The following is a 20,892-nucleotide window of genomic DNA, read 5'->3' on the forward strand; positions in this document are numbered from 1 at the left end:
TGGCAACCAAAGTGTGATCTATGTCGGTATATCCGTTCTTTTGGTCGCGGGTAGCTGATTGGACTAAATCTGGATGGTTGAACGCTGCCCCGTGGCGACCTGAATTCGTGCGCTGACGATTCGCTGACTGTCATTTTGTGCGTAGAATTTTCTCTCTCGGTCGTCTTCTGCGGACCGCAGGGAAAACCGAGCGATGACTGGCAACAGCGAAAAATCTAGGCTAGTAATGATCATCTGGGCACAACTGTCACATTTCCCTATAATCGCGTGACGTTTGTGGTTCACGACACCTGTACCGTAGTCAAACCTCAAAAAAAAGTTATTACCTCCTATCTTTGCCGTGGCAAGCTGTGGGTCTGAAACGGGGCCTCTCAAGTACTGCAAGGACTCGCATCTGACAGCGTCCACCACCGAAGCTCTTCCATCATTCCACTGTGATCGAGAACCGTCCCACACATTTGACTCGTCAGGCCGACTACAACCGGTTTCCCGACCAGCCTTTTAGGATGTCCATGGACAGACTGCCGCCACTGCTGAGGGACAGCCTAGGCCCACTCGGCGGCATCCAGCCCATCACTGGTGCTATGGCTCGTGCCGCCGGCGGTATACTGACCGATAAGCCGTCGGACGGCGAAGCCGAGATGTTCCGAGACGCAGACACCCAATTCCAGATGGTCATGCTTGTCGCCAGCATCGCGCATCTGCGGACTCGGGACGACGCGCCGGTCGCGTATCCGTATGCTTTGACACTGATGCCGGCATCGAAACGGGGCGCCGTCACGACCACCAGCGTAGACTACATAGTAACCACGGCGGGTGGCGTGGCTGAACAGGCCGACTGGTGCTACACGGGTTTTGATCCATTCACGGGTGAATGGGGCATGTTCGGCGTGTTGGGTAGCTTCATAGGCCGCTACGATGGCGCCCTTGACGAAGTAGGTCTCGTCGTCGGTCGATATTATCTGCAGGTCGGGTATGATCCCGCCGACGCGTTTGAGGCACCCCTCGGCTTCGACAATCCACGTCAGCAAGAGAAGTATCGGCGTCACCGAGCGAAGCTGCTCTACCAGCCGTTCAAAGAGGTGGCGCTGCGGAGGGTCTGGGGCGCGGAATCGCCTATTGAGCTGTTTCTGATGCAGGAGTTGCTCCGCCGCGGCCTCGATCCACAACCGCAGGTCCTGTTCACCGACGACGGGGGGTGCCACGGTTCGCTCTACCATCTCTGGAAAGACATTGAGTTCCGTCACGCACCGGGGATCGTGACCGAAGCCGACTTCTTTTTCCCCGGTCCGAAGCTCGCGGTGTTCTGCGACTCCGGCGCCTATCACCGCGGCCCTAAGGCGCAGGCCAAAGATGAGGCCATTGACGCGCGCCTGCGGACGTTCGGGGTGAAGTCGGTTCGAGTTTCGGGCCGGACGATAGTGAACGACCTTGCGGCGGCGGCCGACGCTGTATGCACCAGCCTGTGACGCGCGGACGCGGCGCGCTGAGAACGCGGCGAGCCGGTCCGCATTCTCGGCAACGATGGCCCCGCCGATAGGCGATACATCGAGGCGTTCCGACCTGATCGGCTAGGACTACCGCCGCCGAACTTACGTCAATGCGCAGCAAATGGTCGCGCCCGATGAGGAGGCCGGCTTACCCAAAGACATTCTGGCTCCGCAGGTGCATCGCCGCCGACATAAATTTCCCGCCGGTGCCACAGGACGCCTTTCGCGATCTAGCCTTCCAGCCCGATCCGGTCGGACAGCAAGGCGCCTTCATTGCGGCCGGTGCGATAATGCCCTGCTAATCCCAAAAGCAGACATCCTGGAGACCCGCTGCAGGTTCCGTGGTGTTATTGGCGAAAACTATGACCGATAGTCTAATAATCCTCTAAAAGCGGTGTGATATACAGGCCGGGGAACGTCTAAGGTACACCCGTCATGCAGAATATTCTCCGTCGGCGCCACGTATGCGCAGCCGGGGTGAACCTCAAGTCGCACGATAGGATAGCTCGGAAAGCGGGACAAAAACGCCTTGCCTATTTCATTTGGCGTGAGGGAATTTGGATCCCCTTCTGAACCGAAGCTAGCGCGGTACATCCCCACGACGCTCCGATTCAAAAAAATAAAAAAGCGGCTATACTCTCCAATGTTGATGCAGACCCTGAGTTTAGCGTCCTTTCTTTGACCTGACGGTGTTCCGTCCCATGTATCAACATGAAGCCCCACGTATTTCCCTATTGACTCATCATAAGATACTGTATGTAGCCCTACCGGATCGGACGCAAACCCGTGAAAGGATGGTCTATTCCGAAATTGGATCACACGATCGAGCTTATCTAACAAAGTATTTACAAATTGATCCGAAGGGGAGACACCGGCGCTTCGATTTATTACCTCCCCATAGCATTGGCTTTCGTGGAAGAGCGCCATCTCGGCTCGGGTGAAGAGTTGGACAACCGCCACGATTGAGGCGGGCGTCGAGGCATCGTCGGTGTAGAGTATGCGACAATCATCTTGATTGACTGGGCGCCATGGACCTAAAGGCACAAAGGCGTTTGGCCCAAATGCAATGCCACCGTCAATAGCCAAACTGTCGGCAGAACATGTTCCGCTGCTCAACGTGACTGTTGGATCTGGGCCAAATTCGCGCGACGCAACTGTGCGCAATATTTTGATGTCCGGAGGATCCATGCCAACGATCTCAAAGCCATTGGAACAGCTCATTAGTTTGCTCTCGAGAAGCTGTAGGCTCTCGAAGGTTTGGAACCCGGTTGGAAGATTTGATCAATGCCGCCGTCGGGCTTCAAAGTCACCGATATCCCGCTCCATTGCGCCACAAGATTCCCCCCATCGAGGTGAAATATCAAGAATGATGGCTGAGGGTTTGTAGCGATGATGGCCTGACGAACTGCTGGCTTGAAATCTAAAAATGAAAGTAGTGCCAGATCGTTGTTAGAACGCTCAATTCGGTACTCGCCCCCGGCGCGCAACAGCAACGCTGCGCGACTGAAAGTTGCACCAGATACATTACGTTCGACAAAGGTCACATTTGTCGCGGAGATTTGAAGTCTAAACCTTTTCGCTGGTTCATTGCTTGTCCAGACGCCATCGAGGGTCGCTCCTAACGCGGTCACGATTTCCGCACTCCCGCTGGAACCGGTGATCGGCCGATTGGGAGGACCGATGAGATTCCACGGATCGGCATCGAGCCTTGGATCCAGTTGAAAAACTGGTATCAATGGAGCCCCTTCCACACCGATATACATCTCAAATGCCGGGAAGGGGTCGACAAGCCCGTTAATTCGAGCGGATGCAATCTCATTGCCTGCATCGACAAGTAGGACAACATTTAAGGCCCAATCAATATCAAACGAACCTGGAACTAAGGGATTATTGGCCGCACCTCTGAGTGTGAAGCTAGCCTTCAATCCGCCGCCAGGCTGTGGTGCAGTTTGAACGCCAGTTATTGTCATCCGAGAAGAGTCGCCGTGACCCTCGGCGACCACCTCTCCGGCAAGCTCATCGAAGCCAACGCTCAAATCACAGCCGGGATTCGATCTCCCGCTGTTTGTACTGGGAGCCGACACCGCACCGCTCCATGCATCAAGCAAAACCTCCATGTGCATACGCGCACCGGAAGACGGACTAGAATCGAAACCCCGATTGTCGGAAAGAAACCAATTCGGCACCCCCGGAATCGGGGGAAGCAGGCGCGGGCCAGGGATTACGGTCTTCCCTATATACGCTCCGCCGCTAAGGGCTCGTGTGTATTGGGTGCCGTCAGATCGCATGATCGTTCGCGGAATGAACGCACGAATATAAAGCCGAATTTCCCTAAGCTTTTCGACCATGCCAGCGGTCCCTCATAGGCAAATGAACTTGCGTTCGCCATACCAGCGCGGCACTTCAGGTCTCGTATGGCGATATAACAACCTCATCCCTTAGCGGAGAACCACATCGTGCGTTCGCGCACGGAGCGCAATATTACCTCGCCGTGTGGATCACACTCAAAGCGAGCCTCATGCTCAACTTCATCCTTTGGCGGAGCCTTCGTGGTTCGCACCTCCACCGTCGACAATAATGCGAGAGAAGGTGTGAGCGACAAGCGCTCCGACCTCTTCCGGGGAATACGGGTGATCAGATGCATCTACATGTCGTTTGACGATATCCCAGGCAATAGAATAAAGAGTGGCACGATCACTATCTGATGGCTGAAGTATACTGGACATCACTTATCCTCCCTGAAGCTCCTTGCCACGCTCGCGTACCGCCAAACAACGCGTGTATCCAGCAGTCAATCAAAGATGGATGAACTCGTCAAGAACCGCTGAGCGGTCGAATAAAAGTCGCTAACGTGCGCGCGAACGGCGGTCGCGGCAGCTATCACAACTTCGGCGATTTCCAGCACAAGATAAACGCTTCGCCATGTCCACGACAAATGTCCTACAAGTTAGGGATTGCGCACTCGCGTGGCGACAACACAGTTTTTATCAACACATAGGAGAAACTCGCTTATTCGGCCTGCAACTTAACAGTATTGCTCCTAACTGACGAAAGCGTCTTTCGCTCCACTTCAGACAATGAGGGCGAGGCGAACGGTCGCCTTCTTTGCTCAAACCGAGACTTGACCGATTGCATTGCGGAGGATGGATCCAGGTTGTTCGCAAACTCGAGCGCCATATGACGGAGCTTCTCCTGAATGGTCGAGGCATTGGTGGAACCGAAGACAATCTCAGGTGGCAATCCTTCACGAAAGAGAGGGCTGGAGTAGATCGCCGACCAAACCGACTCAAGGAGCAACTCGGCCCAAGTGAATGGCATCATTCCAAGAGTCACGTGGACTGACGTCGACCGTTCCGATGTTCTCGCCTCGTGAACAAATCCTCTCGGAATGTATATCAGGTCGCCAGCCTGAAGCATTGTATCGTACACTGGCTCATGACCATCGAGGTGACTATCGCCTCCGAGGTGGGCGGCCGTGGGATATCGCACGGCTTCTTCAAAAATCCGCCACCGCTTCTCTCCGTATATTTGCAAGATAAATACGTCCTCGAGATCAAAATGAGGACGAAATCCCTGCGACAAAGGCGGCGTCACGTAGATATTGACGCCACAAACACATCCAAACGTCCCTTCCGCGGACGCGCAGACTGCTGCGAGCGATGGATGATGAGCTTCCATTCCATGCAGTGCGATGGTCGCACCATCGCCATGAAATTCCATCACCTTGTGTACGTCAACGCGACCTTTCGAATCTGTGTATTCTCCTTCTCCAATCTTGTCGCCACCGACAACGAGCGCGAGGTCGGCTGAGGAAAGACAGTGGGTTAAGATGATATCATCGATACCCGCAATGCTGATTAGCTGGTCGAACGCCTCCGGCCGCGACCGCTGAAGGACCGTCGGCTTCGTTGAAAAATACTCAGACAGGAAGGTTTCGAGCGACAGCGGAGTAATTAGGGAGGCAATCGAAGGTCCGTTCACTCTATGAGCCTCTAGTTGCGCGATCAGCCTCTCGCCACGCGAGCCATGTTTCAACTTCATCAGACATGAATCCACAATTGTTGCGAGCCCAAAAACTTTCGTCTCGTCCGAACAAACGCATCATTCGCCGGTCACCTATCTCGGCTATACGGGCGATAATGCGCTCCAGCATTGGCGACTGAGTCAAGTGCTGTCGCATCAAGTTAAGCGTGTACAAGACACTCACGTGCAGCCGATCGTGCGCTGACAGATTAGGACTTCTTGAATGTACGACATTGTTGTGGAGCAACACCGCGTCGCCGCTCTTGGCAAACAGCAATCTCTCTCTTTTATGCGCTAGAGCGCGGTCGCGCTCGGTCATCAGAAACCGCTCCCGATGAGATCCAGGTATTATACGAAGTGGACCTGAGACGCTGTCCAAATCTTGCAAATATATTAGTAGGTTAAAGCACAGGGGTTTTTGAAACTCACTTCCGCGTGGCACTGAGCCGAAGGGGTCGCGATGCCAGCTAATACCGGCTTCGCAGCCGGTCGCCACTCCGATGACCGAAACACTATCCAACTGAACGGCTGGGCCTACGATGTCCTCCATCAGGTCCAGCACAGGTGGCTGGGCGACGGCCTCAAGCGTTTCTTCAGGTAGAACTTCGAAGAGATCGGTTCCCGTTGCATATATTTCCCGCTCTAGACGACGCGACAGAGCCATCCCGCGCAGAACCGCGATCGCCTTTTCGGACAGCAGCCTCTCGAAGAGTGCGTAGCCGTCCAACTCGAAAGATTCAGCAGGCCTTCTATCGCTCATCGATTCGCACAACCAATTGTCCGACAAGGCGCCTATTCCCCGTATCTCGCGGTTTTCCGCTAGCGCGAAAAGATTGTTAACGGCTCGCCACGGCATCGGCGGGTCTGCCGCTTCGCAGCGCACGAACAACAAGCAGGCGCGAGCCCGAATCTCTACCTCCTCGGGATATTTCATCACCGATAGTAACACTCACGTGATCGAGTATGTCCTGATAGTCAGAGCAGTATATACTCGGGTTCCTGTAGCCATTCTCTTCAGACCAACGATGGACGATATGTCCACCGCCGCATGCAACTTTATAGCGGCATGACGAACACTGTTCGCAGAGGTCTGTTGACGCATCACGCACTGCCGTCCAAGCTGGATCTCGCTCTATGTCGTCAATCTCATTCAGCAAGATATTGCATTGTGTCTCCGCTTTCTCCTTGCCAGCGATGCGAAGCCCATCATGTGGTTCGAGCTGACCGTTCGTATTGAGACATACGATCTCGGACGAAGAAAAGCCGACGATCTCGGTCCTCGATTCCAAACCGAGCAGCCCGCGAATAAAACCAGATAGGATGCGCACCTCGGTCCCGAGGCCTCGATAGTGAGTATTCCAATGATCGAAGAGACGAATATAGTATGCAGATATACTATGATTGTCGCTTTGGTGATTATTCTCTGGCGGCAGGACATCGCAGTAAGTTGCACCGAGATCTAAGAAGAAGTGATCTAAGAGTTTTTCTGGATCCGTCGTCGGGTCACATACCGCGATTATTGCAGGCCGAATCCCCCTTTCGCACAATGCGAAATACCCAGTCACGGTTTCGTCCCAAGTTGGTTCCCCCTTTATCGTTACTCGACGCTTGTCATGGATTTCGGGAGGCCCGTCGATGCTGACCGCGACAGCAATATTGTACTCGGAAATGAGTGTCAGCCACTCGCTGGAAATCTGGGTTCCATTGGTCGTCAGCGCGTATTCGATTTGGCAATGGGTCCTCTCACCAACCGCTGAAAGTTCCGCAAGATAAACGCGTAGTCGCGCGGGGTTGTACAAAGTCGGCTCGCCACCGTGGAAAGAGCATACAAATCGTTTAAGATTATGCCGTCGAATATGACGCTCAAGCTTTATGACAAACGCCTTCAGCACCGCATCGGAAATCAGCGCTGGCAATTTACGAACCGAACCGTCCCGGAACCAATAGCAGTATGTGCAGTCGAAATTACATCTCGACGCGAGCTTGATGAGAGTATATTCAACCGCCATTGTGAATCGCGCGATCGGGGTCAGGCTTTTCGCCGGGAACTTAATCGCTGCAGGATTTCGTCTAGACTGGCGGGGACTGGAGACCCGTTGGGAAGAGCCTTCGTCGGCCGTTGGGCAGACGCCCTACGAGTATTTACATCGCCATTCATTGCATAGTTCGCGAAGTTCATCGCGTAGTTCGCAAAATTCATCGCATAGTTGGCGAAGTTCATCGCATAGTTCGCAAAATTCTGGCCGTACGAGGAACGTGGGGCAACCTGCGAGTTTGGAGTCGTCAAATCAGGCGGCACCAATCGGTTGCTCGCTTCCGAAATAAACCGCTCTACCAAGTCGACGTCAGGTCTAATGCTTCGGTCGTCCACCGGCTCCTCGGTTGCTGTATTTCTTCTGCTACTTTCGGCATCATCCATCATTCGCTCCCAGCGTTGAGTCAGCTGCATTCGGTAGGAACAACAGAATTGCACGATGTTCGACATTTTACAATGTTGTTCCCGCGCGTAGTGACCAATCAGGCGGGAACGGTCTGCCAGCAGTCAATGTGTCGTCAACCAAGTAGGGCCCTTAGCCGACTGAGGAGAGGCGAGATCGCTGAGCTACTTGAAGTCGTTCGCCAAATGGCCGTTTCAGCCAGAAAGTGTTCAAAGCGGAATGGCAGATGTCGGCCCCATTGGAAACATGGCTGCAGTCGTGCAGACTGCCGGCTGGATATCCCCTGTGTTCATCCTCTGTGCTTCGAAAGTTGCATAAAAAGGGCAGTGTAAAACTGACGGCACGGGTCATCGGCGATGCCTCGTCCATTGGGCTCCATCGTACGTGAGGCGCATTCCAGTTGCCGCCGAGACGCGCGATGCTGATCCGTCTTTCCAGACGGAGCAGCCAATGACACCCACGAAGCTACTTATCGGCCAGATTGCTCTCGTGTTTGCCATTGTCATTCTTGGCGTGTGGACGGCGACCCAATGGTGCGCCCACATGCTGGGTTATCAGCCACAGCTTGGCGCACCATGGTTTGTTGCTGCTGGCTGGCCGATTTACAAGCCATGGAGACTGTTCGAATGGTGGTTCCACTTCGACGCCTACGCGCCTGATGTCTTCGACAAGGCTGGTGCGCTTGCCGGCGCTAGCGGGTTTGTCGGCTGTGCGGCAGCGATCGCCGGATCTCTTTGTCGCGCGCGGCAGCGTGGCCTAGTCACCACATACGGCTCCTCGCGATGGGCAATGAAACGGGAAATCGAGAGGGCAGGGTTGTTTCGGCCAGCCGGCGTGTTCCTCGGTAAGCTGAGGGATCGATATCTGCGCCATGACGGACCTGAACATGTCATGGCCTTTGCTCCGACGCGTTCGGGCAAGGGCGTCGGGTTGGTCGTTCCAACGCTTCTCTCCTGGACTGGCTCGGCCGTCATTCACGATATCAAAGGCGAGAACTGGCAGGTGACATCAGGCTGGCGATCGAAGTTCTCATACTGCCTTTTGTTCAATCCGACCGATCCACGATCGGCGCGCTATAATCCGCTGCTGGAAGTGCGCAAAGGTCCAAATGAGGTCCGCGACGTTCAGAACATTGCCGATATCTTGGTCGATCCGGAAGGTGCGCTCGAGCGACGAAATCATTGGGAGAAGACCAGCCACTCACTGTTAGTCGGCGCCATCCTGCACGTGCTCTACGCCGAGGAGGAAAAGACCCTCGCCCGCGTCGCCACCTTCCTATCGGATCCGCAACGCTCGTTTGTCGCAACACTGCAGCGCATGATGACGACAAACCATCTTGGAGCGCCAAACAAGCCTCAGGTCCATCCCGTCGTGGCTTCGGCGGCCCGGGAGGTGCTGAACAAGTCGGAGAACGAGCGTTCGGGTGTTCTCTCGACCGCTATGTCGTTTCTCGGGCTCTATCGTGATCCGACCGTGGCGGCGGCAACGTCGGTCTGCGACTGGCGTATTGCTGACCTCATGGATGCCCAACGACCTGTGTCGCTCTACCTGGTTGTGCCGCCGTCAGACATCTCGCGCACCAAGCCGCTGGTGCGGCTGGTGCTGAATCAAATCGGCCGACGGCTGACCGAGCGGCTGGAGGGCGATCCAAAAAAGAGCCGCAAGCATCAGTTGCTCATGATGTTGGATGAATTTCCGGCACTCGGTCGGCTAGACTTCTTCGAGACGGCGCTCGCCTTCATGGCCGGTTATGGCATTCGCGCCTATCTGATCGCCCAATCCTTGAACCAGATCTCAAAGGCGTATGGCGAGAACAACGCCATTCTCGACAACTGCCACGTGCGCATTGCCTTCTCATCCAATGACGAGCGTACCGCTAAGCGCATTTCGGATGCCCTGGGCACTGCGACGGAGCTGAGATCCATGCGCAACTATGCCGGCCATCGGCTGGCGCCCTGGCTTTCGCATGTCATGGTGAGCCGACAAGAGACCGCTCGGCCACTGCTGACACCCGGCGAGGTGATGCAGTTACCTCCATCGGACGAACTGGTCCTGGTTTCTGGATTGCCGCCGATCCGCGCGAAGAAGCTGCGGTATTATGAGGATCAGAATTTCACCGAGCGGGTGCTGCCTGCGCCGGCTCTGCACGACGGCTCCTACGCGGATTGCCCCGCGCCGCGCCAAGACGATTGGACTGGACAGGTGCGCAGCGTCGACCGCCGTCTTGCGGCCGACGGTGAAAGCGCCGGCGCGACCATCGAAGACGAGGGGGGCGTTCAACAGCAGCGCCATCCTGGGCTGCCTGAACAACAGAACGTTGTCGCCCAAGAGGGCGATCAAGAAGATCTGTTCAAACCCATCGACGATGATAGCGGGGCACTCGCCGACAAGCGCGTGATGGACCGGATTTCCACCGCGGCACGCGCCTACGGCATCAACGAGGGCAGGGCCGACGAAAAGGACATCGTCCCTGGCTTCTGAACGCTGCTCAAAGGCAGGGCGTATCTCGGCGTAGGTAACGCCAGTAAGCGATTTTGGCGATCTCGACGATGCTTGTTCCCGCCGCCGGTGCAACGCCGGCTCTTTGGAACGAGCCGCATGAAGCCCCGCCGCATTCGTCATCAGTTTCTGCTCGAGCCTGAGCTCAGTGAAAAGCTGGACAACCTCAGCCGCGATCCCTCGACCACCAAATCCGCGATCGTGGCCAAGGCGGTTGAGGCTTTTATCGAGCGGCGTGGCGAGAACGAGCTCGACCGGCGTTATGGCGTGAGGCTCGACCGTCTTTCCCGCGACCTCGCCCACGTCAGGCGCGATGCCGAGATGATCCTGGAGAGCCTGGCGCTCTTCATTCGCTTTTCGATCACGCTTCATGCTCACACGCCGGTTCCGGACAGGGCGACACAGGCAGTTGCCCAGGAGCGTTTCGACAAATTCGTCGAGCAGGTCGGCCGGCAGATCGCTTCCGGCAAACGGTCGATTGGCAAAGACAACGGCGTGGGAGGGGAGAGATGAGCTCTCATCCGGAGGCCGACCATCGCCGCCGCGCCATGCTGCGCACCGCAATGGGTCCGGCGATCACCGAAGCCCTTTCCGATCCGTTGGTCATCGAGGTGATGGTCAATCCCGACGGCGCGCTGCGGCTTGACCGGCTGGGGGAAGGCCGCGTCGAAACTGGCATGCATATGCACCCTTCGGAGACGGAGCGCATTGTTCGCCTGGTTGCCTCCCATGTGCGCGCCGAGGCGCATGCGGACAATCCGATCGTTAGCGCCGAACTGCCGTCCGGCGAGCGCTTCGAGGGACTGCTGCCGCCGGTGGTGTTGGCGCCGTGCTTCGCCATCCGCAAACCGGCGGCAAAACTCTACACACTGGCCAACTATGTGGCCGACCGAATCATGTTGCCACGTCAGGCTGATGCGCTGAGGAACGCGGTACGCGATCGGCGCAACATTCTGGTCGCTGGTGGCACGTCGTCGGGCAAAACGACACTGGCCAATGCGCTGCTGGCCGAAGTCGCCGAATGCGACGAGCGAGTGATCCTGATCGAGGATACACGCGAACTGCAATGCGCGGCGAAAGACTGCGTGGCCCTGAGGACGAGGCGGGGGTCTGTAACGCTCGCCGATCTCGTACGCTCAACGCTCCGACTCCGGCCTGACCGGATCATCGTCGGTGAGGTGAGGGGCGCGGAAGCGCTCGATATGCTGAAGGCCTGGAACACCGGGCACCCCGGCGGCATCGCCACGGTTCACGCCAATTCGGCGCGCTCTGCGCTCTACCGCATAGAGCAGCTCGCCCAGGAAGCCGTCGTCGCCGTTCCGCGCCGGCTCATCGCCGATGCCATCGACCTGATCGTCTTCATCGCCGGACGCGGCTCATCGCGCCGCATCGACGCGATCGCTGAGGTCACCGGTCTCGACGGCAGCGGCGACTACGCCGTCACCCAGCTCACGATTCCGCAACTCCAGCAGCTTTGAAAGGTCACCTCATGCGCAAGAAGCTTCGCTTTCTTTCGTCCACCGCGCTCGCGTTTTTTGTCACGGCCACGGCTTTCGCCGCGGGCTCCGGCATGCCCTGGGAGCAGCCCCTGCAGCAGATCCTCGAATCGGTGCAAGGACCGGTCGCCAAGATCGTCGCGGTGATCATCATCATCACCACGGGGTTGACGCTCGCCTTCGGCGACACCGCCGGCGGGTTTCGGCGGCTGATCCAGATCGTCTTCGGCCTGTCGATCGCCTTCGCGGCATCGAGCTTCTTCCTCTCGTTCTTCTCCTTCGGCGGCGGGGCACTCGTCTGATGGCCGTCGCGGAGCAGCATATCGAGGGCTTCGAAGTACCCGTTCACCGGGCATTGACCGAGCCGATCCTGCTGGGCGGCGCGCCTCGAGCGGTTGCGATCCTCAACGGGACGGTGGCTGCGGCCATCGGTCTTGGCTTGCAGCAGTGGATCGCCGGTCTGGTGCTCTGGATTGCCGGCCATACGCTCGCCGTCTTTGCCGCAAGACGCGATCCCGACTTCGCCAGCGTACTTGTCCGCCACCTTCGCCTGAAGGGATGGCTGGCATGCTGAATCTTTCCGAATATCGCCGCAAAGCCGACCGGCTTGCCGATTATCTGCCTTGGGCCGCTCTCGTCGCGCCCGGCATTGTGCTCAATAAGGATGGCAGCTTTCAGCGGACTTTTCGGTTCGGTGGGCCTGATCTCGAAAGCGCGACGGAAGCCGAACTCGTCGGCATCTGCGCGCGGGCAAACAATGCCCTGAGGCGACTTGGCTCGGGTTGGGCATTGTTCTTCGAGGCAGAGCGCATCGAGGCGCTGGGCTATCCGCAATCGCAGTTTCCCGATCCGGCGTCATGGCTGGTCGACGAAGAACGGCGCGCGACCTTCGAGGGCAAGGTCGCGCATTTCGAAAGCCGCTATCACCTGACCTTGCTGTTCATGCCGCCAGCGGACGCCCAGGCGCGAGCGGAAAACGCGTTCGTTGAGGCTCACCATTCTGAAGGCCAACGAGACTGGCACCAGGAGCTGGCGCGGTTCCGCGACGAGACCGACCGTGTGTTGGATCTTCTGTCGGGCTTTATGCCCGAGGTGCGCGCGCTCGACGATGCCGAGACGCTGACTTATCTGCACGGCACGATTTCGACCCGTCGCCATCCGGTCGCCGTTCCGGAAACCCCGATTTATCTCGAGGGCATCCTGGTGGATGCGCCGCTTATCGGCGGCCTGGAGCCGATGCTGGGTGACCAGCATCTTCGCACGCTTACCATCCTCGGCTTTCCGAACCTCACACGGCCCGGAATCCTCGATGCTCTCAACCATCAGGATTTCGCCTATCGCTGGGTGACGCGGTTCATTCCGCTCGACAAGACGGAAGCCACGAAGTCGCTGACTCGGTTGCGGCGGCAATGGTTTGCCAAGCGCAAATCGATCGTGGCCATCCTGCGGGAAGTTGTCACAAACGAACCCGTCCCTCTCGTTGACAGCAATGCCGACAACAAGGCGCTCGATGCCGACGAAGCACTTCAGGCATTGGGCGGCGATCATGTCGGCTTCGGCTACCTCACCACGACCGTGACGGTGTGGGATAAGGATCGCCAAGCCGCTGCGGAGAAACTTCGCGCGGTCGAGCGCATCGTCAACGGTCTCGGCTTCACCACGATCCGCGAAAGCATCAATGCGGTCGAGGCCTGGCTTGGCTCTCTGCCTGGTCACGTCTATGCCAACGTTCGCCAGCCGCTCGTCCACACGTTGAACCTGGCCCATCTCGTGCCGTTGTCGTCGGTGTGGGCCGGGCCGGCGACGAACGAACATCTCGCCAAGGTCACCCAGCGATTGGCCCCGCCGCTTCTGTTTGCCGAGACCAGCGGGTCGACTCCGTTCCGTCTTTCCACCCATGTCGAAGATGTCGGCCACATGCTGATCGTCGGACCGACCGGCGCCGGCAAATCGGTTCTGCTTGCCCTGATTGCTCTTCAGTTCCGGCGCTATACAGGCGCACAGGTCTATGTCTTCGACAAAGGCAACTCGGCACGCGCGGCGACACTCGCCATGGACGGAGAGCACCTCGCGCTAGGTGCGAACGGCGCGCTTTCCTTCCAACCTTTGCGCAACATCGACGACCCGACTACCCGCAGTTGGGCGGCCGAATGGATCGCCGGCCTCATTGCCCATGAGAACGTCACGATCACGCCTGAGGTGAAGGAGGCAATCTGGTCGGCACTCACCAGCCTTGCCACCGCGCCGGCGCAGGAACGCACGCTGACGGGACTGTCGGTCCTGCTTCAGTCCAATGCGCTGAAGTCAGCACTGATGCCCTACACGCTCGACGGCCCCTTCGGCCGGCTGCTCGATGCCGACGATGACCGCTTGGCCTTGTCGGACGTACATTGTTTCGAGACCGAGGAGCTGATGCACAGCCAAGGCGCTGCGCTGCCGGTGCTCACCTATCTGTTTCATCGTCTCGAGGAGCGGTTCGATGGGCGGCCAACGCTGCTCATGCTCGACGAAGCCTGGGTCTACCTCGACAATCCGTTCTTTGCCGCCCGCATCCGCGAATGGCTGAAGGTGCTGCGCAAGAAGAACGTGTCAGTCGTCTTCGCCACCCAGTCGCTAGCCGACATCGCCGGCTCTGCCATAGCGCCCGCGATCATCGAAAGTTGCCCACAGCGAATCTTCCTGCCCAATGATCGTGCCGTGGAACCGCAGGCGAGGGCGGCCTACGAACGCTTCGGTCTGAACGAGCGGCAGATCGAATTGATCGCCCGCGCCACGCCGAAGCGCCACTACTATCTGCAATCGCGCCGCGGCAATCGGCTGTTCGAGCTGGGCTTGGGCCCCATCACGCTCGCGTTTTGCGGCGCCTCCGATCCGGCCACGCAGACGCTGATCGACAAGGTTTTGTCCGAGCACGGACAGGACAGTTTTGCCTCTCATTTCCTGAAAGCACGCGGCCTCGACTGGGCCGCCGAGCTTCTCCAGCAATTCCCTCAACCATACACGGAGCAATCGTCATGATGGGACGCCGCCTTTTCACAAGCCTTGTCACCGTTTCCCTTATCGCCAAACCGATGGCCGACTACATTCAGCCTGCCTATGCGCTGATCGTGTTCGATCCGTCGAACTATACCCAGAACGTACTCTCTGCGGCGCGCGCTTTGGAGCAGATCAACAACCAGATCCAGTCACTTCAGAACCAGGCGACCATGCTTCAGAACATGGCGCGCAATCTCCAGAGCATGGATTTTTCTTCCGTGGGTCAGCTCACCGGTTCGCTGCACCGCGTCGATAGTCTGATGGATCAGGCAAGTGGCCTGAGTTTTAATCTAAACAAGCTTCAGGACCAGTGGCGGCAGCAGTATCCGGAAAGCTACGATGCCACGATCAAGGTCAGCGATATGGCAAGCGCTGCGCGCGAACGCTGGCAGAGCGCCATGCAGGCGTTCCGCCAGACCATGGGCGTCCAGTCGCAGATCGTCGAGAATGTCCGCGGCGATGGCGATCTGCTTGCCGATCTCGTCAACCGCAGCCAGGGGGCGGCCGGTGCGCTCGAGGCAAGCCAGGCCACCAATCAGCTGATCGCGCTTTCGACCAAGCAACAGATGCAGATCCAGACGCTGCTCGCGACACAGTTTCGGGCTGAGGCCGAGGACGCGGCGCGCAAGGCGCAGTCAGAAGAAGCCGCCCGCCAGACAACGAAGCGCTTCCTGGGCACCGGCACGGCCTATCCCGGGAACTGATCACCAGTGTTCACCACAAGGAAGGCGGCGGCATGAACGACCTCGGGGTCATCGATCGCTTCATGGAGACCTTCATCCGCTATATCGACAGCGGGTTCGGTCTGCTTTCGGGCGACGTCGCCTTCCTCACCACCATCCTGATCGGCATCGACATCACGCTTGCCGGCCTGGCCTGGGCGTTCGGCGGCGAGCCCAACATTCTCGGCCGCCTCATCCGCAAGGTGCTTTATGTCGGCGTTTTCGCCTTCATCCTGAACAATTTCAAAAACCTCGCCGACATTATCTATCGGTCCTTTGCCGGTCTCGGCATCAACGCCTCGTCCGGCAATCTCTCCGCCGACAATCTCCTGCATCCGGGCCGCATCGCCGCGACCGGCTTTGAGGGCGCCTGGCCGCTTCTCGATCAGGCGAGCCAGCTCCTTGGCTTCCCGGAAATCTTTGGCAATGCGCTCACCATCTTCGTGCTGCTTCTCGCCTGGTTCCTGGTCATCATCGCGTTCTTCATTCTTTCCATCCAGCTCTTCATAACCATCCTGGAGTTCAAGCTCACCACGCTGGCCGGCTTCGTTCTGGTGCCTTTCGCCCTTTGGAACCGGTCGGCGTTTTTGGCCGAGCGCGTGCTCGGCAACGTCATCTCGTCAGGCATCAAGGTGATGGTGCTCGCCGTTATCGTCGGCATCGGCTCCACGCTCTTCGGTGAGTTCGCTGCCGCGCTGCAAGGCAAGGAGCCGGACCTGGCCGCCGCCATGTCTCAGGTGCTTGGTGCGCTCTCGCTGCTTGGTCTGGGTATTTTCGGTCCAGGCATTGCCTCGGGTCTTGTCTCCGGCGCGCCGCAGCTTGGCGCGGGCGCCTCCCTCGGAACGACCGCCGCAGCCGTCGGTGCTTCGCTCGTTGCAGGAGGCGCGGCGCTCGCCGGCGCGCGCCTGGCAGCTGGCGGTAGTCTTGCTGCAGTCGGGGCCGGCACAACGATGGGATCAGCAGCTTCTTCGGCATGGCAGCTGGGACGGGCGACCTCGCCTCACAACGGTGTGTCCGGTGTGGCTGCTGGAATGCAGGGCGTGGCAGGGGCCGCTGGCGGCGCCGCGATGCGCACAGCTCGGTCTGCTACGGGAACGTTCGGACGCAGTGCGGATGCCGGTCGCGAAGCCGCATGGACGGCGACTGGCGGAGCGCCGACTGCATCAATGAGCGGAAGCCCCGCCGCTGCCGCCCCCAACGCCGCACCGGCGTGGGCACGGCGCCTGCGGTCCGAACAGCGCGCGCGCACACATCGCCACGCCGCCGTGCAAGCCGTCCGTGAAAGCGACAGGCCTGGAGGCAGCGCCAATCCCTCTCTTAACGACAAGGACGATTAGATGCGCTTCAAACGACCTGTTCAACGCTACGGCAAAACGCCCGAGGCGGTCACGCCGTATCAAAAGGCCGCCCAGCTCTGGGACGAGCGCATCGGCTCGTCCCGAGTCCAGGCCCGTAACTGGCGACTGATGGCCCTCGGCTGCCTGGCCTTGGCGACCGGGCTCTCCGGCGGACTCGTTTGGCAGTCGATGCAAAGCCGCGTCGTGCCCTACGTCGTCGAGGTCGACCGCTTCGGCGAGGCGCGCGCTGTCGCGCCTGTTGTCCGGGACTATGAACCCACCGACGCCCAGATCGCCTGGCATCTCGGCCGGTTCATACAAAATGTCCGTTCGATCTCCACCGATCCGGTCCTGGTGCGTCAGAACTGGCTTGCAGCCTATGAGTTTGCCACCGACCGGGCTGCGCTCTTTCTTAATGAGTACGCCAAGGCGAACGACCCATTTGGCCAGATTGGGACCCGCAGCGTGTCGGTACAGGTGACCAGTGTCGTCAGGGCTTCCGAAAGTTCATTCCAGGTCAAATGGACCGAGCAGGTCTTTGAGCGCGGCAGCCTGGCCAGCACGACGCGCTGGACCGCGATCCTCACCATCGTGATCCGCCCGCCGAGCAATACCGATCAGCTGCGGAACAATCCGCTCGGCGTCTTCGTCAACGCCATCGATTGGTCGCGCGAGCTCGACAGCGCCGCGCCGATATCCGTTTCCCCGAAGGAGCCAGCTAATGACAAATAGAACCTCATTGCTCCGCGCCACACTGATCGTGTCCGCGTCAGCATCCGTTCTCTGTGCCTGCGCGTCGAAGCCGGTGCCGCCGCCTCAGATTTCCTACGACGCTGCTGGCTTCACAGCGGCCGCAATCGAGAAGGCGCCTGAGAAGCCGGTCGAGATCGTCGAGGTGCCAAAACCCTTGCCGTTACCTGGCCAGTTGCTACCGGATCCAGGCAAGCTCGCCGAGGACAAGCGTTCCCCTGAAGAACGTGTCGCCGATGCCAACAAGGCGGCGACGCAGCAACCGACGAAGCATGGCTATGTCAACGCGGTGCAGGTCTATCCCTTCACCGATGGTGCGCTCTATCAGCTCTATGCAGCACCCGAACGCGTCACTGATATCGCCCTGCAGCCTGGCGAGAAACTCACAGCCGTCTCGGCCGGGGACACGGTGCGCTGGGTGATCGGCGATACCGTCAGCGGCACCGGTGACAGTCAGCGCACCCATGTGTTGGTAAAACCCTTTGCGTCCGGGCTTAGCACCAATCTCGTGATCACGACGGAACGGCGGACATACCATTTGCAGCTTCAAAGCACCGACAAAACCGCGATGGCGGCGATCTCCTGGATCTATAGTGAAGACCAAATCGTCGCGCTGCGTCAGCGCAATGCTCAAGCCGAAGCTAGCAGACCGGTGGCTTCGAATGTGGCCCTCGAGAACATCCGCTTCCGCTATTCCATCAGCGGCGACACGCCGCCGTGGAGGCCGACGCGCGCCTTCGATGACGGCAGCAAGGTCTACATCGAATTTCCGGGTCGTATCGATCAGGGTGAGGCACCGCCGCTTTTCATCGTCGGTGCTGACGGAGGCAGCCAACTCGTCAACTACCGCATGCGTGGCAACTACTACATCGTCGATCGTCTCTTTGCCGCTGCGGAACTGCGGCTGGGGGCCAAGCAGCAGCAGGTGGTCCGCATTACCAGGACGGACGGCCGACAGCCATCGCGCCGTATGTCACTCTTTCCGCGTCTTGGCAGGTGAGGAGGGCGCTTATGACGGATACTCACCGCTCTAATACTTCGCCGAAGGTGGATCCCGAGCAACTGCAGCTGCGCGCTTCCCCCAGACGCGCCGTGCGCTTCAGGCGCGGCGTGATTATTGCTATCGCCGCTGTTGGATCCAGCGCCATATTCGGCGTCACCATGATCGCGCTTCGAGGGCCGGCTTGGCGCATCAACGGCCAGCGGGAAGACCGATATAACACCGAGCGCAAGCCAACCGCCGAAGGACTCGAAGCACTTCCCAAGGACTATTCAGGGGTTAGGCCGAAGGCTCCGGTCCTTGGGCCGCCGCTGCCGGGGGATCTCGGGCGGCCCATCCTCGAGCGCCAGCGACAGCTCGGCATCGCGCCGGGACAGGAGGCGTCGGCCGAGGAGCAGCGCCTTGCGCAGCAGGCGATCGCGGCGCGTGAGTCACAAGTCCTGTTCCGGATCGAAGATCGTCTCGAAACGACGCCTGTTGCAAGCAATGGGCCAGGTACGCAGCGGCCGTTGGAGGCGGTCGCGCAATCCGATGGGGCACGCCCTTCGGCTTCGGTAGCGCCGGCCGAAGGCGACCAAAACAACCAGCAGCGCAAATTCGATTTTATCAACCAGAAAGACGCGAGTGGAATCTATAATCCACATGCGCTTCAGATGCCCGCTTCACCATATCAACTGATGGCCGGTAGCGTCATCGCCGCAAGCCTTATCACCGGGATCAATTCCGACTTGCCCGGCCTTGTCATCGCACAGGTCACCGAGAATGTGCACGACACGGTCACGGGCAACATCTTGCTCATCCCACAGGGCTCACGGCTGATCGGCACCTATGACAGCGTCGTCGCCTTTGGACAAAAACGGGCGCTGCTGGTCTGGCAACGCATTGTGATGCCTGACGGCTCGTCGATCGAAATCGACAATCTGCCCGCGACAGATACTGCCGGCTATGCCGGGCTGGAGGACAAGGTGGATTTCCACACCTGGCAGCTGATCAAGGGGGTTGCTATGGCTACGCTGCTGGGCGTCGGCACCGAGTTGAGCTTTGGGGAAAACGAAAGCGATCTGGCGAAGGCGATCCGGCAATCCACTCAGCAAAACGTCAGCCAAGCTGGACAACGCATCACCGAAAAGAACCTCAATATTCAACCCACAATCACTGTGCGGCCGGGCTGGCCGCTGCGCGTGATCGTGCACAAGGACATCGTGCTGCGACCCTATACGGGTTGAACAGGAGCAACTCATGGCCAACCTGAAATTGGGAAAACTTCCGGACCGGACGCCTTCGAAGATCACCATCACCGTCAGCGCGGCTTTGAGCCAAGCGCTCAACGACTACGCGGGGCTTTACCGCCAGACCTATGGCGAATCCGAAACGGTCGCCGAACTCATCCCGTTCATGCTGTCGGAGTTCCTCGAAAGCGACCGAGCTTTTGCCAAGGCCAAGAAGGAAGGCCTGCCGGGCACTGGCACGTCGGAGAAGCCGCGACGGCAATCAGCTTCAACATCAGACAACCCGTAGCGAGGAGGATCGTCTTGGGGCACGAAGACTCGTGACCGAGGCCGGCTCGGTGATCGCTCCTGCAGGATTTACGGGTCAGGCCTTCGCTTTGCGTTTTGAGGTTGGTTTTTTTGCCGGAGCAGCCTTCCTTCCCAAACCTAAAGATTTTGCCAGCGCTGACCGGGTGGCCGAATAGTTCGGGGCGACCATAGGATAGTCCTTCGACAATCCCCACTTCGCCCGGTATTCATCGGGGGTCATTCCGTGTCGGGTCGCCAGATGGCGCTTGAGCGACTTGTATTTCTGGCCGTCCTCAAGGCTAATGATGTAGTCTGGGAACACGGATCTTTTGGGATTTACGGCCGGCTTTCGGGCTGGTGCTTCTTCTGGAGCTGTCCGGCCAATATTAGACAATGCCGAATTAACGCTCGCGATCAACTCTGGCAGCCCGGACACGGGAACAGCATTCTTTTGGACGTAAGCGGAAACGATATCTGCGGTAAGTTCAATCAGGTTATTGGCGGCTTCTTCGGACATTGTCAGACTCCAGAGATCACATCTAAGCGCTCATAGCCCGCAATCCACGCATGTGCAACTTACCGGC

At 58.7% G+C, this 20,892-nt stretch carries 20 protein-coding genes; 13 read left to right on the plus strand and 7 right to left on the minus strand.

Annotated features, from left to right (window positions below; all coding sequences use genetic code 11):
* Positions 1 to 512 precede the first annotated feature (512 nt).
* Entirely contained in the window at positions 513 to 1,469 is a 957-nt protein-coding gene (locus LB553_RS20960; protein WP_224516217.1) for an endonuclease domain-containing protein, read from the plus strand.
* A gap of 381 nt (positions 1,470 to 1,850) precedes the next feature.
* Here LB553_RS20960 and LB553_RS20965 read toward each other — a convergent pair whose 3' ends face one another.
* The 6 genes from LB553_RS20965 to LB553_RS20990 all read right to left on the minus strand — a co-directional run bounded on the left by LB553_RS20965 (position 1,851) and on the right by LB553_RS20990 (position 7,932).
* On the minus strand, positions 1,851 to 2,711 hold the full coding sequence (locus LB553_RS20965; RefSeq protein ID WP_224516218.1) for a hypothetical protein: 861 nt from the start codon (positions 2,709 to 2,711) through the stop codon (positions 1,851 to 1,853).
* Entirely contained in the window at positions 2,711 to 3,838 is a 1,128-nt protein-coding gene (locus LB553_RS20970) for a DUF3238 domain-containing protein (RefSeq protein ID WP_224516219.1), read from the minus strand. The genes LB553_RS20965 and LB553_RS20970 overlap by 1 nt, the downstream gene beginning before the upstream one ends.
* A 661-nt stretch (positions 3,839 to 4,499) precedes the next feature.
* A complete protein-coding gene (locus tag LB553_RS20975) occupies positions 4,500 to 5,531 on the minus strand; it encodes a cupin domain-containing protein (protein ID WP_224516220.1) in 1,032 nt (343 codons plus the stop codon).
* Positions 5,473 to 6,447 (minus strand): phytanoyl-CoA dioxygenase family protein, encoded by a 975-nt coding sequence (locus LB553_RS30815; RefSeq protein WP_412033370.1) that lies wholly within the window; start codon positions 6,445 to 6,447, stop codon positions 5,473 to 5,475. The genes LB553_RS20975 and LB553_RS30815 overlap by 59 nt, the downstream gene beginning before the upstream one ends.
* Complete coding sequence (locus LB553_RS20985) at positions 6,350 to 7,522, minus strand: radical SAM protein (protein WP_224516221.1); 1,173 nt, start codon at positions 7,520 to 7,522, stop codon at positions 6,350 to 6,352. The genes LB553_RS30815 and LB553_RS20985 overlap by 98 nt, the downstream gene beginning before the upstream one ends.
* Positions 7,523 to 7,542: 20 nt before the next feature.
* Complete coding sequence (locus tag LB553_RS20990) at positions 7,543 to 7,932, minus strand: hypothetical protein (protein ID WP_224516222.1); 390 nt, start codon at positions 7,930 to 7,932, stop codon at positions 7,543 to 7,545.
* A 469-nt stretch (positions 7,933 to 8,401) separates the two neighbouring features.
* On the opposite strand from LB553_RS20990, the gene LB553_RS20995 reads away from it, so the two are divergent.
* The 12 genes from LB553_RS20995 (at position 8,402) to LB553_RS21050 (ending at position 20,309) form a co-directional block, all read left to right on the plus strand.
* A complete protein-coding gene (locus LB553_RS20995; protein WP_224516223.1) occupies positions 8,402 to 10,432 on the plus strand; it encodes a conjugal transfer protein TraG in 2,031 nt (676 codons plus the stop codon).
* A gap of 117 nt (positions 10,433 to 10,549) precedes the next feature.
* A complete protein-coding gene (locus tag LB553_RS21000) occupies positions 10,550 to 10,963 on the plus strand; it encodes a CopG family transcriptional regulator (RefSeq protein ID WP_224516224.1) in 414 nt (137 codons plus the stop codon).
* The gene (trbB, locus tag LB553_RS21005) at positions 10,960 to 11,928 is read left to right on the plus strand and encodes a P-type conjugative transfer ATPase TrbB (RefSeq protein WP_224516225.1); all 969 of its coding nucleotides are present in this window, start codon (positions 10,960 to 10,962) and stop codon (positions 11,926 to 11,928) included. Before LB553_RS21000 ends, trbB begins: the two co-directional genes overlap by 4 nt.
* Positions 11,929 to 11,939: 11 nt before the next feature.
* The gene (locus LB553_RS21010) at positions 11,940 to 12,248 is read left to right on the plus strand and encodes a TrbC/VirB2 family protein (RefSeq protein ID WP_224516226.1); all 309 of its coding nucleotides are present in this window, start codon (positions 11,940 to 11,942) and stop codon (positions 12,246 to 12,248) included.
* The gene (locus tag LB553_RS21015; protein ID WP_224516227.1) at positions 12,248 to 12,520 is read left to right on the plus strand and encodes a VirB3 family type IV secretion system protein; all 273 of its coding nucleotides are present in this window, start codon (positions 12,248 to 12,250) and stop codon (positions 12,518 to 12,520) included. The genes LB553_RS21010 and LB553_RS21015 overlap by 1 nt, the downstream gene beginning before the upstream one ends.
* Positions 12,514 to 14,964, plus strand: a complete 2,451-nt coding sequence (gene trbE / locus LB553_RS21020; protein WP_224516228.1) for a conjugal transfer protein TrbE — start codon at positions 12,514 to 12,516, stop codon at positions 14,962 to 14,964. The genes LB553_RS21015 and trbE overlap by 7 nt, the downstream gene beginning before the upstream one ends.
* The gene (gene trbJ / locus LB553_RS21025) at positions 14,961 to 15,686 is read left to right on the plus strand and encodes a P-type conjugative transfer protein TrbJ (RefSeq protein WP_224516229.1); all 726 of its coding nucleotides are present in this window, start codon (positions 14,961 to 14,963) and stop codon (positions 15,684 to 15,686) included. The genes trbE and trbJ overlap by 4 nt, the downstream gene beginning before the upstream one ends.
* 32 nt (positions 15,687 to 15,718) lie before the next feature.
* Positions 15,719 to 17,041, plus strand: coding sequence for a P-type conjugative transfer protein TrbL (trbL, locus tag LB553_RS21030; RefSeq protein WP_224516230.1), 1,323 nt, complete (start codon positions 15,719 to 15,721; stop codon positions 17,039 to 17,041).
* On the plus strand, positions 17,042 to 17,773 hold the full coding sequence (gene trbF, locus LB553_RS21035) for a conjugal transfer protein TrbF (RefSeq protein ID WP_224516231.1): 732 nt from the start codon (positions 17,042 to 17,044) through the stop codon (positions 17,771 to 17,773).
* The gene (gene trbG / locus LB553_RS21040; protein WP_224516232.1) at positions 17,763 to 18,791 is read left to right on the plus strand and encodes a P-type conjugative transfer protein TrbG; all 1,029 of its coding nucleotides are present in this window, start codon (positions 17,763 to 17,765) and stop codon (positions 18,789 to 18,791) included. Before trbF ends, trbG begins: the two co-directional genes overlap by 11 nt.
* A gap of 11 nt (positions 18,792 to 18,802) precedes the next feature.
* Positions 18,803 to 20,017: a TrbI/VirB10 family protein gene (locus tag LB553_RS21045; protein ID WP_224516233.1), complete on the plus strand. Its 1,215-nt coding sequence runs from the start codon at positions 18,803 to 18,805 to the stop codon at positions 20,015 to 20,017.
* Between the two features lie 13 nt (positions 20,018 to 20,030).
* Complete coding sequence (locus LB553_RS21050; RefSeq protein ID WP_224516234.1) at positions 20,031 to 20,309, plus strand: DUF2274 domain-containing protein; 279 nt, start codon at positions 20,031 to 20,033, stop codon at positions 20,307 to 20,309.
* A gap of 75 nt (positions 20,310 to 20,384) precedes the next feature.
* On the opposite strand, the gene LB553_RS21055 is transcribed toward LB553_RS21050, so the two are convergent.
* A complete protein-coding gene (locus LB553_RS21055) occupies positions 20,385 to 20,825 on the minus strand; it encodes a MucR family transcriptional regulator (RefSeq protein WP_224516235.1) in 441 nt (146 codons plus the stop codon).
* Between the last annotated feature and the right edge of the window lie 67 nt (positions 20,826 to 20,892).

The organism is Mesorhizobium sp. CA8 (genome assembly GCF_020164955.1).
Lineage (GTDB): Bacteria > Pseudomonadota > Alphaproteobacteria > Rhizobiales > Rhizobiaceae > Mesorhizobium.